The sequence below is a fragment of the Candidatus Seongchinamella marina genome (genome assembly GCF_026262685.1).
Taxonomy (GTDB): Bacteria; Pseudomonadota; Gammaproteobacteria; order Pseudomonadales; family Halieaceae; genus Halioglobus; species Halioglobus marinus.
On sequence record NZ_SHNP01000001.1, the window covers coordinates 1,041,154 to 1,054,602 of the forward strand.

The following is a 13,449-nucleotide window of genomic DNA, read 5'->3' on the forward strand; positions in this document are numbered from 1 at the left end:
AGACAGAAGGAGCTACAGGTGCCGGTAAAACCCGTTGATCTGGCCGGAAGTAAATTATTAATCACCGGGCCCACTGGCCAGGTGGCGCTGCCAGTGGTGGAACACTTTGCCGCTATTGCAGATGTCTATGCATTGGCGCGCTTTTCCAAGCCAGCGGATAAAGAAAAGATCCAGGCACTGGGTGCTACGGTGATACAGGCTGACCTAGCGAAGCCCGAAACCTTGCAAGCTATTCCGGCTGACATCGAATATGTGCTCAATTTTGCGGTAGTAAAAAGTGGTGACTTTGATTATGACTTAGCAGCTAATGCCGAGGGGCTGGGCCACCTCATGATTCGATGCAGTCGCGTGCGCGCGTTTGTTCATTTTTCATCGACTGCAGTTTATGAGTATGCAGGGCAGGAGCCGCGCACAGAAAATGCGCCTTTGGGTGACAACCATCGAGTCATGTTTCCCACCTACAGTATCTCCAAAATAGCGGCGGAAACTGTATGCCGCTTTACAGCGCACCAGTATGGCATTCCAACCACCATAGCCAGGCTTAGCGTACCCTATGGAGACAATGGCGGCTGGATGTACTTTCATATGCTAATGATGCAGAAGGGTATACCTATCGAGCTGCATCCAGACCAACCGAATTATTACAATCCGCTGCATGTTGCAGACTATATCGAGAAAATACCCTACCTGTTGGGAGCGGCGAGTAAGGAAGTTACGACGCTTAATTTTGGTGGCTCAGAGCGGGTCAGTATTGAACAGTGGTGCGCTCACATTGGAGAGCTGACAGGCTTTGAAGCGATATTTGCAGCGAACCCCAACGCTTTCGGCAGTCTTGCTATTGATACAGAAAAAATGCACGCGTTGATAGGCCCAACTCGGATGGATTGGCGCGAGGGTATTCGTAGCCAAATCGAGCATTTGGCTCCCCAATGGTTGGTCTCTAAGAACTGAATCCGCTTACTTAACGGCGCCGCCGCCGTCAACAGAGAGCAGTTGACCGGTGATAAATGAGGCGCGATCGCTACACAGGAACACAACCGCTTCGGCAATTTCCTCAGGTTCTCCCAGGCGATTCATTACCGCTGCGCGTTTTAGCCCTTGTGCCATGTCAGGCTGATCTTCAAAATATTTCTCCACGCCCGGTGTTCGGATCACGCCTGGCGACACAGCATTGATGCGAATACCCTGGCCACCGTATTCAGCAGCGGAGCTTTTTGTCAGTAAATTGACGCCGCTTTTCGCTGCTGCATAGGCGGTGTTGTAAGCCTGCCCGCGAAGTGACGCATTGGAAGAGATGTTAACTATAGCGCCGCCGCCCTGAGCAAGCATCTGTGGAATTTCATATTTCATGCACAGCCAGGTATTGGTCAGACACATTTGCAGGGTTTGGTCGAAAACCTCTCGCGTATACTCGTGAATAGGGCCTGCACCGCGGCTAAGTGCTGCACTGTTGCAGGCAATGTCCAGACGGCCATAGCTCTTGATAACCGAGTCGATCATGGATTTCACTGACTCTTCGTCACTGACGTCGCCGAAAGCAAAAGCGGCATCTCCACCTGCTTGCTGGATCAGGTTAACCGTTTCCTCGCCCATATCCCTGTTGAAATCTGCGACCATGATTTTCGCGCCTTCTGCAGCACAGCGCATAGCAATGGCGCGCCCGATGCCCTGGCCTGCGCCGGTGACTACACCTACCTTATCGTCAAGTAATCCCATTCTTATCCCCGGATACACTGCATCAGGCGAGTTCCTTGCCTGTTTTTCGAAGTGCGACCAGCACCATTGGTAATACCAGTACAGCAGCCATAGAGCCAGCCCACAAGCCTTTGAAAATGGCATAGTGCAGTGGCGCAATCTCGGTGACACCTAGCAGGTAGAAGCCAAGGAGAGTCGTCGGCGCAATCACCAACATGCCCACGAGTCCAAACACAATGGCACTCTTGCCGGTGGAGTAGGGCAAAAGATTAGCCAAGCACTGGATGGGTGATTCAGGCCCAAGGCTCATGGTCTGCAGTTTACCTTTCTTTTGTTTGGAGCGCTGTAAGGGAATGACAATTAGCGCGACAATAAGCGGGAGAAGTAGTGCTGTGGCAGTGACATCAATGGCGAAGCTGTGCTCTCCACCCCACTGCAGGGCCGGGCCTGATCGAATCAGGAACCATGCGATGATGCCGTTAAATAGTGCATTGGACAGGCCGCTCACCAACGCCTCGTGTTTGAGATGCTCTCTCGTTGCTCCTGACACCATTACTCAACCTGTTGTTGTTCCATAATCTGCTTATGATAGGCTTACGGATATCTCAGGGTAGGGCCACTTAGGTCACATTTATAAACATTATCTACCGAAGCCTCTATGAATGAAGTTAGCGTTTCTGCCCGCAAGTTCCATCGTCTTTTTGATTATTTGAAACGACTGGAACTTGATGTCGATGCCATTGCTGCGAGGGCCAGGCTTTCACGCCAGCGCATTTTGAAACTCGACGAGGCCGAGACCATTCCCGGGCAGCACTATTCCAGGCTTTACAAAGAAGCGGTCGTGGAGATGCAGACTCTCAAGCAACCCCTGCCATGGGCTGCGGGAGTCGGCAGTGAAGCCTTCGAACTTATGTGCCATTGCATGATAGGTGCGCGTACCCTGGGCGATGCACTGGTGCTTGCTGTGCGCTATGAAAAGATGGTGTACCCAATGATAGGCCATCGGGTTTGTCTGGATGTTGAGGGCGATACCGCGATCCTGGGCTATCACATTCGCTTCACTGAACGCGGCGCGGCTCTAGTGCCTGATAACTGGGACAGGGCTGATTATCAGGATACCGTGGCAAAGGCGTCTGGGCTGTTGATTTGGCATGCACTCTGTGGCTGGTTGGTAGGTGAGTCGCTGGCGATAGAGCAGGCCAATATCTCAGCACCCTTTCTCAATAGTGCTTATCACGAAAGTCTCAGTGCGAATTTTCATAGCAAGGTCTTGTTTGATGCGCCGGATACTAATTTCTCTTTTTCTGCTGAGCAGTTGGAGCGTCGTATTGTTCATACTGTCGACTCCTTGCGGGAGTTTCTCGAAAACGCAATCTATCAATTGATCTTGATCGAGCGAAAGCCCGCCAGCACCAGTGCAGCCATCAAATCATTAATTACTATTGACCTTGCAGTGGGGCTGCCTTCGTTCTCTGATATTGCCGCACAACTGCACATGTCTGAGTCCAGCCTGCGACGCAGGTTGCAGGGCGAGTCCACCAGTTATCAGCAGCTTAAAGATGAGGTTCGGTGTCAGGTGGCGATAGACAAGTTGCTTAACGAAGATTCCAAAGTAGCTGACTTGTCGGACTACCTTGGCTTTACAGAGCCCAGTTCTTTTGTGCGGTCTTTCAAGAATTGGACGGGTGAGACGCCTCGAACCTACCGGGAAAAAATCCAGGCGCTTGCCCAGGATCTCAGCTGAACTGAAAAGCCAGTTAATCTGGCCGCTTCCGCTTCAGACTAAACAGTACGTTCGATCATAATGGTCCCTCGATATTCAGCAATCAGGAGGCGTTAAATGTTGTTGCAAGGAAAAGTGGCGCTGGTCACTGGGGCGGGGCAGGGGGTAGGACAAGGTATTGCCCTGGCATTGGCAGCAGAGGGAGCACGGGTTGCTGTCACTGGAAGAACCCTGTCAAAGTTGGAGTCTACGTGTGAACAAATTATTGAACGCGGCGGTGATGCGGTGGCAATAGAGTGTCAGGTAAAGTCTCTGGAGTCGCTGACCCGCTGTGTAGAGTCTGTGGTGGCTCATTTTGGAGGATTGCAGATTCTGGTGAATAATGCCCAGGAAGTGCCGCTTGGGACGCTGGAGCAGGTGAGTGATGAAGCGTTTACCGCCGGTTTTGAGTCGGGCCCTTTGGCGACTCTGCGGATGATGAAGCTCTGCTACCCTCATTTGAAGGGCGATGGCTCGATCGTTAATCTTGGCAGTTCCGCTGGCAAACGCTGGGATATGACAGGCTACGGAGCCTATGCCGCTACCAAAGAGTCGATTCGGTCGTTAACCAGGGCTGCGGCCTGTGAGTGGGGCGCTGACGGCATTCGTACCAATGTTATTTTGCCCCACGCCAAGTCTCCTGGACTCGCCTGGTGGATAGAAAACAAGCCGGAAGAAGCAGCTGAATTTATCCAGAGTATCCCGCAACAAAGGGTAGGTGACTGCGAGGACGATATCGGGCGATTTGTGGCACTGTTATGCAGTAAAGGATCATCCTACGTGAACGGGCAGAGCATCGGTTTAGACGGCGGCCAAGCCCTTATAGCCTAAGGAGGTAATGTGCGAGTAATGGTAACAGGTGGGACCGGGTTTATCGGTTACCACACAGTAATGGCGTTGTTGGACGCGGGACTGGAAGTGAGCCTTCTGGTTCGTAGTATAGATAAAATGGAGCGTATGTTCGGGCCGGGGGTGATTCAGCATCACACCGTTGGCGATATAGGTGACGCAGCTTCTGTGCGGCAGGCCCTCGAGGGCTGCGATGGCGTAGTGCATGTGGCAGCGCTGGTGTCCACCCATGCTGCTGATGCCGAGCGCGTTTATCGGACCAATCTGCAAGGCGCGCATAATGTCTTGGGTGAGGCCGCTGAGATGGGCATGCAAACTATTATCCATGTGTCTAGCGTGACTGCTATTTATGATCCTGCAGATAGCGTACTCAACGAGGACTCACCGCCGGGCCCCAGTCCCAGAGGTTATGGCCGCTCCAAGGTCGCTTGTGAAGAATACGCCCGCTCGTTGCAGGCCCAGGGGCATCCGGTTTTTATTACTTATCCCGCATCGGTGATGGGGCCAGATGCCCCGGAGATGACAGAAGCCCATATTGGTCTGCAAACTTACCTGAGCAAATTTGTTCCGCTGATGTCGAGCGGCAATCAGTATGTTGATGCCCGCGACATTGCGCGAGCACATTTACACATTCTGCAATACGAGGTTCCTTCCAATCGCTATGTGCTGGGCGGGCATTATCTGAGCTGGAAAAAGCTTGGGCCTGAGCTAGAGGCATTGACCGGTCGCAAGATTATTCAGCTACCGATCAGCGGGGGCCTCATGCGGGCTGCTGGTAGCTTGGCCGATACCTTGGCACCTGTTTTAAAGTTGGAATTGCCCGTTACCCGGGAGGGGCTCAATTACGCCACTCAATGGGTCCAACTCGATAACTCACGCATTGAAAATGAGCTGGACTTTGAGTTCCGCCCACTCGAAGAAACTATGGCGGACTCGATTCGCTGGCTTTATCAAGAAGGCCATATCACCGCCAGGCAGGCAGGGCGGCTGGCCCAGTCCAGGGATTAACACCCTGTTTGGCCGCCTGGCGAGACTCTCGGTTTGCAAATAAGCCTCCAGCTTAACGCTCTCCGTCTTAGGGGTCTGCCTCGTGGGTCAAATATGGCCTAAAATCACAAAATCATGTCCCATATCAATATCCCGATTAGTGCTAAGCTGTTGTAATATCCGCCGCCTCGGGAAATAGGGACATGTGCGACCAGGCTGCCCGTGGTAATGGCTGGATAAATTTGAGTTGAAAGATCGTCGCTAGGGCGATAGTTCTCGTTTGTTGCAGACTGCGTTCGCAGTCATGAAGCGGCAGTTGGGGGCGTCACAATATAGTGAACGGACACACTGGCCAGAAGAAGATAGAGATTGCATAAAAGATCCCGTGCTCCAAGGGCGTGAATCCACGCCTGGGGGCAATCGGCTTGCACATTGAAATGGAACATGACGATAGCGGTAAAGCCGCAATATGCATTAAGCACCTATTAATACTCGTAGAGGGAAGTACTATGAAGAAGAAGCTGCTAGCAATGTCGGTCCTCGCCGCCATCAGTACGCAAGCATACGCTTTTCAGTTTGACACATCCGATGATTGGGAAATTCGCTGGGACAACACGGTAAAAGCCAACGTGATGTCTCGGGTGGAAAAGCAGAACAAAAATGTTTATGAAGGCGGTAGAGGAAACTCCGCCGTTGGTGCTGGTCTTGCGGATGATGCCGACCTCTCTGTTGATCGTAGCAATCTCGGTATCATCAGCACTCGTTTGGACGTGCTGTCTGAATTCGACGTGATTTGGAAGGATGATTTCGGGTTCCGGATCAGCGGTTCTGCGTGGTATGACCACGCTTATAAAGATTCAGACCACCCGTCAGAACGCATTCAAACCTGGGCAAGCCCCAGTGTAAGTCCGGGCAAATATTCAGATTCGGCCGAAGACCTTCACTATCTTGGCGGCGAAATTTTAGATGCCTTCGTATTTGGTAACTGGTACATCGGCGATACTTCTCTCGGTGTGCGTGCTGGACGGCACACTATTTATTGGGGCAATAGCTTGCTGGCAACAGGCGCGATCGCCGGTGTGGGCGGTGCGATGGCTCCCGTTGATTTTATGAAGGCTCTCTCGGTACCTGGCTCTGAAGCCAAGGAACTATTCAGACCTACTGCCAAGCTTTCGACAGTTTTTCAGGTCACTGACAATCTAACTCTTAATGCTTATTACAGCTTTGAGCACGAGCGTTATCGCCTGCCTGAGACGGGTACTTATTTCAGCCCAGCGGAAGGCCTGACAGAAGATACAGAGTTCGCAACTTTTATAGCAGGAGATCCGCTAAGAGTTGGCCTGGAAGGCAATAAAGACCGTGCTGACAGCGATGAGTGGGGGTTTAACCTCCAGTATTGGGTTGATGCGTGGTCGCTGGAGACAAGTTTTATCTACCTGAATTATGTGGATAAAAACCTGCATGGTCTGCACGCGGGTTTTGATACAGGGCAATACGCATATTTTGCGGCAGGTCAAGGCGATCCGCTCGCAGCGGGATTACTTGGAGCCTGGAATGGCGGCTGTGCCGTCGGGCTGTTGGAGCCTTGCCCGCCAAATACACCAGACATTGATCCCAACACAGGGACCGTTGTACTGGGGCAAAGCCGTTGGCTGTTCAAAGATGATATCGATCTTTATGCCATTTCACTTGCCAAGGAAATTGGCGGCATCAGCTTTGGTGCGGATATCGTTTTGCGCCAGGATACAGGCCTTGCTCCCGATCTGACTAACTCTTTCCAGCGTTTTTATGGCGCACCTGAAGGGTTTGTAGGTTTGATTGAAGAGAACCTGCCGTTTAGTTATCTGCCCGGGGAATGGGACGAGTACGACTCCAGTAATTACCTGGGTCCGGTCGGAGATGTTTGGTCGGTCGTTATCAACGGTATTGGCCTTCTGAGTAGTGGCCCACTGTGGGATGGCGGTACGTACATTTTCGAGGCCACGTTCCAGATGTTAGACAAGTGCACCGAAGGCTGCTCTGAGGGAGCGAGCGGAGACGTGTCGCTGCTGGATTATCGCGTCTATGAAGACCGCGTTGTGAGTACCGTCGGGGGCGTATTCAAGCCGACCTGGTACCAGATTTATCCCGGCTGGGATCTCAGTGCGATCGCCTCGATTTCATACACGATTGACGGTGAAAAGAGCCCCTTCACTTTTGGTGGTGATGAGGAGCGCGGAAGCGGCAGCCTCGGCTTGGAACTGAGCATTGACCAGAAGTGGACTGTAGATATGCGTTACAACGCCTTCTTCGGTCCGGTCGCAGCAGGCATTGGCGGTTTGTTGACCGATCGTGACAATGTTTCCATTACTGCCAAGCGAACCTTCTAGGATTGGTCTAGTCTATTTGCAAGACGATTTATGTATCGTATAAGAGGATCTTAAGATGATGTACAAAAAAACTCTGGCTGCGTTATGTTTTAGCAGCTTAGTGACGTCCACTGCGCTTGCGTCTGTTTCCACTGAGGAAGCGGCACGTTTGGGTGTGGACCTCACGCCAATGGGCGCCGAGGCTGGCCCGAATGCGGACGGCAGTATTCCCGCCTGGAATCCTGCGGGTACGCCCATTCCACCAGACTTCGTTGCTGGGTCTGACAACTACGTAGATGCGTATCCGGGCGAAGAGCCGCTGTATACGATTGACGGCAGCAATTACCAGGAATACGCGGAGGTACTTACTGAAGGCTCCAAAGCGATGTTCGAAAAGCTGGGCGCCGACGGTTTTAAAATGAATGTATATCCCACCAAGCGCGACTTTGTCGTACCGGAATGGGTCTACAGCAACACCGCGAAAAACGCCACTGGCGCCACCCTTGAAGACGGTGGCCAACGAATTGCAAACGCTTACCCGGGTGTACCTTTTCCGCTGCCTCAAAGCGGACTGGAAGTGCTTTGGAATCATCTGACTCGTTATCTCTCTGACCACACGGTTAAGTACGATACTTATTATGTGAGCTCTAATGGTAAGCCAATCTTGTCCACCACGGGCCTGATGGGCAATGTGTTGCCGATGTATAAGTCGCCAGAAAGTATCATGGACGATACTCCCTGGTTGAAGCTGCGAATTAACTACAAGGCACCTGCCCGACGCGCTGGAGAAATTCTGCTGGTGCACGAGCCCGGAGCTGACTTTACCCAAGGTAAGGGTCGTAAGGCCTGGCAGTACCTGACAGGACAGCGTCGTGTTCGTTTGGCGCCAGCCGTAAACTTCGATACGCCAAACCCCGGTGTTGCGGGAACCTCTACCTACGATGATTCGTTCATCATCAACGGTTCCCCTGAGCGTTTCGACTGGAAGCTGGTTGGTAAGAAGGAAATGATCGTTCCTTACTCTTCTTATGACTTTGTGTTTCAGCGCGAACTTAAGGACACGTTAGGGGAGAAGTTCATTGACCCCGAGGTAGTGCGTTGGGAAAAGCATCGTATGTGGATTATTGAAGCGACGCTGAAAGAGGGTAATCGCCATCTTTACAGCAAGCGTCGTTTCTACATCGATGAAGATAGCTGGGCAGGTTTGGCTGCGGAGAACTATGACGGCCAGGGCAACATGTGGCGCGTTCAGTTCGCTTACGGAGCGAACTTATATGACATCAAGTCCAACTATCATTTCGCCTACGGTGCCTATGACCTGGTTCAGGGGATATACAACCTGAATACCAAACCATCGCCCGGTGGATTTAAAAACGGTGTTGACCAGAAAGACAGCTGGTTCAGCCCTAAAGGAATGGCCCGCGGCGGTGTACGCTAGGGCGGCCTGATACAGGGGGCGTTGTTTCGGCAGCGCCCCTTTTTTGGTTTTAATTTATTGGATAAAACGGGAAGTAAGTCCATGGGAATGAGACGCGCACTAATCGGTATCGTGCTTGCAGGGTTGCTGGCTCCAGTCGCAGCGACGACATACGCCAAGACTTATGACGTGCTCGAACTTCCGGCAAGCAAGAGTGAACTGGCAAGCGAGTCGCTGATTTACACGATTAGAGAGTTTCATGGTCGCTTCTACGCCACTGGGCATCGCGGTCACATTCTGATCTCTGAGGATGGAATGAATTGGCAGCAGGCCGACGTTCCGGTCAGAAGCAGTATTCTCGACATACACTTTCCCACACCTGAGCTTGGATGGGCTGTCGGGCATGAGGGCATTATTCTGCACTCAAGCGATGGCGGTAAAAGCTGGTCAAAGCAATATGACGGTTTACGCTATGGTTCGGAGGGGCTGGTCTATTACTCTGACCTTGCCGAGAAAAATCCCGACAATGAGGACTTTCCTTACCTGGTAGAGGAGATGCAGTTTGCTGTAGACCAGGGGGCAGATAAGCCGTTGTTCAGGGTCTTTTTCCATAGCCCAAGCCATGGCCATGCCTTTGGTGCTTACGGCATGATTATGAAGACAGAAGACGGTGGTGAAAACTGGATTCACGTCTTGGAAACAACCGAAAATGATTCGTTTTATCATGTTTTTGACTTTGCTCCGCTTGCAGGCGAAAAGCGCTTTTTCCTTAGCGGCGAAGCAGGTTTGTTTATGATTGGTGATGTCGAAGCCAAAACGGCGACGCTGGTCGAAACAGTCCCCTGGGAAGGTAGCTTCTTTGCCAGCGCAGCCTCTAATAGCGGAGCCGTGGTCCTCGGCGGTTTGCGCGGTCGTATGTTTCGCACAGAAGACGAAGGCCAGAGCTGGGAGGAGGTCATAAAACCACCCAGTAGTTCTATTGTGGCGGCTACCAAACTGGATGACGGTCGGCTGCTCTTCGCAGGCATCGCAGGTGAAATTCTGTTTAGTGTCGATGACGGTAGAAGTTTTAATTATTTGCCCGTATCCAGCGGCAATCGCGTCTACACCGTGGAACAAGGCCCAGAAGGCAGCATACTGGTGGGTGGCCCAGCGGGCATTCAGAAACTCGCTCTTCCAAACCAATAAAAAATTATCGGAGACAACACCATGGCGCATGTAGAACAGTCAGAACTTCCGGTAATTTCGGATCTGAACGAATTTGATTACGACTCGGGAACTTTCCTCGAAAAACTGGTTTTTAACAATCGCGCAGTAGTAATGTTGATATGCGCGCTGGTTACCCTGGTCTTGGGTTTTCAGGCTTTTCAAATTGAACTCAAGGCGGGCTTTGAAAAAACCCTGCCCAAGGCGCATCAATTTGTTATCAATTATGAGGCTAATAAGAACGACCTTAAGGGCCTTGGAAACAATTTACGTATTGTGGTCGCGGTAGAAAAAGGCACCATTTTTTCGGCGGAGAACCTGAAGTTTCTCGAAGAGGTTAATGACGCGATATTTTTTATTCCTGGCGTCGATCGAAATGGCATGAAATCTCTGTTCACGCCGAATACGCGTTGGCGAGTGGTGACAGAACAGGGGTTTGAGGGCGGCCCGGTCATTCCAGGTAACTTCGATGGTTCTGACGGTTCTATCGCTGAGGTGAAGCGCAATATTCGTCGCGCCGGAATCATGGGCGACCTTGTAGCGAACAACGAGAAGTCAGCTGCGATTATTGTGCCGCTGCTCGATAAGAACCCGGAAACGGGTGAGCGTCTGGATTACTCTGAGCTAGGCGATAAGTTAGAAGAAATACGCGCTCAATTTACCGAAGGTAGCTCGGACAAATCTATACACATTATTGGCTTCGCCAAACTGATTGCTGACCTTATCGACGGGTTGTTCGCAGTGATGGTGTTCTTCGCAGTCGCCGTTGTTATCGCGACAGCGTTACTCTACTGGTACACACGGTGTTTCCGTTCAACAGTGATGGTGATTGCCTGTACTCTGGTGGCGGTTGCCTGGCAGTTGGGCATTTTGTCGATGCTCGGTTACGAACTGGACCCGTTTTCTATTCTTGTACCGTTCCTGGTTTTCGCTATTGGTGTTAGCCATGGTGCCCAGAAGCTCAACGGCGTGTTGCAGGATATTGGTCGCGGCACTCACCGTTATATCGCTGCCCGCTACACCTTCAGACGCTTGTTCCTTGCAGGGGTCACTGCATTGTTGTCCGACGGAGTCGGCTTCGCCGTATTAATGATTATCCAGATTCAGGTGATTCAGGATTTAGCGATTACGGCGAGTATCGGTGTGTTGGTGTTGATCTTCACTAACCTCATCTTGATACCTATCGTGCTGTCTTACACTGGCGTCGGGCGCAAGTGTGCAGAACGTGCCGCTCGCCCAGTTAAAAGTGCGGAGGAAATGCACATTGTCTGGCGTTTCCTGCTCTCCTTCACCAAGCCGGGTCCTGCTGCCGCGGCAATTGCCGTCAGTGTGCTTCTTGCGGTGGTGGGTTTGTATGTCGCAATGGACCTGAAAATTGGTGATCTCGATAAGGGCGCGCCCGAACTACGTGCCGATTCAACCTACAATAAAGACGTGGCGTTTATGACTGAGAACTATTCAGTTAGCACTGATGTTTTTGCCATCATTATTAAGACAGCTCCCGATGGCTGCATCGATCTCGAAGGTTTGAATCTGGCTAATGAGCTCGAGTGGCAGTTGCGACAGGTTCCCGGTGTGGAAGATGTGAGGGGACTGAACGTTCGAACTCGCGAAATTATGATGGGTATTAATGAGGGCTTCCCTAAATGGCAGTCCTTGTTCCGCAATCAGGATACGGTTAACTATGCGGTCAGCGAGCTGGTGACTCTGGAGTATGTCGATCCCGGCTGTTCGATTTGGCCTATGCTGATTTATCTTGCAGACCATAAGGCTGAGACCCTGGAACAGGTGGTCACTGCCCTGGATACGTTTAATGAGGAATGGGGCGAGGTCGAGAAGATTGAGTTCATGGGAGCCGCAGGTAGCTCAGGCTTCGAAGCCGCGACCAACATTGTGGTGAAGAAGGCCAATCGTGAAATGCTGTTCTACGTGTACGGCGCGGTTATCGTGCTGTGTATGCTGACCTTCCGTTCAGTGCCCGGCGTGATTTGCGCGGTGTTGCCCCTCATGCTCACCTCTATTCTTTGTGAGGCTCTGATGGTGTGGCTAGGTATGGGCGTGAAGGTTGCCACTCTGCCGGTAATCGCACTCGGCGTGGGAATCGGGGTGGACTACGCGCTCTATGTGTTAACGGTGATATTGGCAAAAGAGAAGCAGGGCATGGATCTGACTACCGCTTATTACGAGACGCTTAACTTCACCGGACGTGTGGTGGCGCTGATTGGTATCACATTAGCTGCCGGGGTGATTACCTGGGCGGCCTCGCCCATTAAATTCCAGGCCGATATGGGTATCCTGCTGACCTTCATGTTCATCTGGAATATGTTCGGTGCCTTAATTTTGATGCCGGCTCTGGCTTGCTTCCTGGTCAAGCCCAATAAAGAAGTCGCCGAGGCATAAAATAACAGTTGAACCAAGCGGCCACCGGGGTATCTCGCTGGCCGCTTTTTTGTCTCCTCAATAGTCTGGAGAGTGTAATGAAATATCTGGTTCGCTCAGCCACCTGCCTGTTCGTTGTAATTGCGATCAGTGCCTGTTCTGCGCCATCGATTGATGAGCAACCCGCCCAGGAGTTTGCCGTTGAGGGCTTGCACTCGGTGAGCGCCACTGGTTTTGAAAAAGCCTACGTCCTGCCGGGAGCCAACCTAGCGGATTATAGAGCTGTTGTTTTTGAGCCTTTCCGCTCGGCAGAAGCCGACGTTACCGGCACGACAGTAACAGGGACTAATCGCAGGGATTGGCAGATGACACCCGCACGTCAGGTCAAGCTTTCGCAAGCATGGGGTAATGCCACTGGTCACGCGTTTCGTGATTATCCGCGGGAGGAAACTCGCGAGCAGGGTCTGCGGGTAGAGGCCGAGCTAACCCGGATCAGCCCCGGTCGCTCTTCAAATACCTCAGCGCTGACCGTGGGCTCGGCTTCAAGTGCCAATCGGGAAGTTGTGAATGTGTCGGTAGAGTTTCGCTTGTTCGATGAGGCGTCAGGCCAGTTACTCGCTGTTGTGCGAGACCGTCAGGCCATTGGTGCATTGCAGTGGACGCGGGCAGCGGGTGTGGATATGGCCAACCTGCTTAACAGTTGGGCCGCGCTGCTACATACCCGGATTTCGGGGCATTAGGTGGTTTGTGAGGGCTGGCCGTGGCGCTCAGAACCCAGATCGCTTTCCGAGTGACCGGAGCCTATC

The 13,449-nt window shown here is 52.1% G+C and carries 11 protein-coding genes; 9 read left to right on the top strand and 2 right to left on the bottom strand.

What is annotated here, in order from left to right:
- Window positions 1–18: 18 nt before the first annotated feature.
- A complete protein-coding gene (locus EYC87_RS04680; protein WP_279251831.1) occupies window positions 19–951 on the top strand; it encodes an NAD-dependent epimerase/dehydratase family protein in 933 nt (310 codons plus the stop codon).
- 6 nt (window positions 952–957) lie between these two features.
- Here EYC87_RS04680 and EYC87_RS04685 read toward each other — a convergent pair whose 3' ends face one another.
- Complete coding sequence (locus EYC87_RS04685) at window positions 958–1,716, bottom strand: SDR family NAD(P)-dependent oxidoreductase (RefSeq protein ID WP_279251832.1); 759 nt, start codon at window positions 1,714–1,716, stop codon at window positions 958–960.
- 22 nt (window positions 1,717–1,738) lie between these two features.
- A complete protein-coding gene (locus EYC87_RS04690; protein WP_279251833.1) occupies window positions 1,739–2,248 on the bottom strand; it encodes a hypothetical protein in 510 nt (169 codons plus the stop codon).
- A gap of 105 nt (window positions 2,249–2,353) precedes the next feature.
- Here EYC87_RS04690 and EYC87_RS04695 point away from each other — a divergent pair, with 105 nt between their 5' ends.
- From EYC87_RS04695 to EYC87_RS04730, 8 genes are all read left to right on the top strand, one after another.
- The gene (locus tag EYC87_RS04695; protein ID WP_279251834.1) at window positions 2,354–3,439 is read left to right on the top strand and encodes an AraC family transcriptional regulator; all 1,086 of its coding nucleotides are present in this window, start codon (window positions 2,354–2,356) and stop codon (window positions 3,437–3,439) included.
- A gap of 96 nt (window positions 3,440–3,535) precedes the next feature.
- Window positions 3,536–4,288: an SDR family NAD(P)-dependent oxidoreductase gene (locus EYC87_RS04700; protein ID WP_279251835.1), complete on the top strand. Its 753-nt coding sequence runs from the start codon at window positions 3,536–3,538 to the stop codon at window positions 4,286–4,288.
- Between the two features lie 18 nt (window positions 4,289–4,306).
- Window positions 4,307–5,314 (top strand): NAD-dependent epimerase/dehydratase family protein, encoded by a 1,008-nt coding sequence (locus EYC87_RS04705; RefSeq protein WP_279251905.1) that lies wholly within the window; start codon window positions 4,307–4,309, stop codon window positions 5,312–5,314.
- A gap of 488 nt (window positions 5,315–5,802) precedes the next feature.
- On the top strand, window positions 5,803–7,662 hold the full coding sequence (locus EYC87_RS04710; protein ID WP_279251836.1) for a DUF1302 domain-containing protein: 1,860 nt from the start codon (window positions 5,803–5,805) through the stop codon (window positions 7,660–7,662).
- 55 nt (window positions 7,663–7,717) lie between these two features.
- Window positions 7,718–9,079: a DUF1329 domain-containing protein gene (locus tag EYC87_RS04715; protein WP_279251837.1), complete on the top strand. Its 1,362-nt coding sequence runs from the start codon at window positions 7,718–7,720 to the stop codon at window positions 9,077–9,079.
- A gap of 81 nt (window positions 9,080–9,160) precedes the next feature.
- On the top strand, window positions 9,161–10,246 hold the full coding sequence (locus EYC87_RS04720; RefSeq protein ID WP_279251838.1) for a WD40/YVTN/BNR-like repeat-containing protein: 1,086 nt from the start codon (window positions 9,161–9,163) through the stop codon (window positions 10,244–10,246).
- A 21-nt stretch (window positions 10,247–10,267) separates the two neighbouring features.
- Window positions 10,268–12,664, top strand: coding sequence for an efflux RND transporter permease subunit (locus tag EYC87_RS04725; protein WP_279251839.1), 2,397 nt, complete (start codon window positions 10,268–10,270; stop codon window positions 12,662–12,664).
- A 77-nt stretch (window positions 12,665–12,741) separates the two neighbouring features.
- Window positions 12,742–13,383 (top strand): DUF3313 domain-containing protein, encoded by a 642-nt coding sequence (locus tag EYC87_RS04730; protein WP_279251840.1) that lies wholly within the window; start codon window positions 12,742–12,744, stop codon window positions 13,381–13,383.
- The last annotated feature ends 66 nt before the right edge of the window (window positions 13,384–13,449 follow it).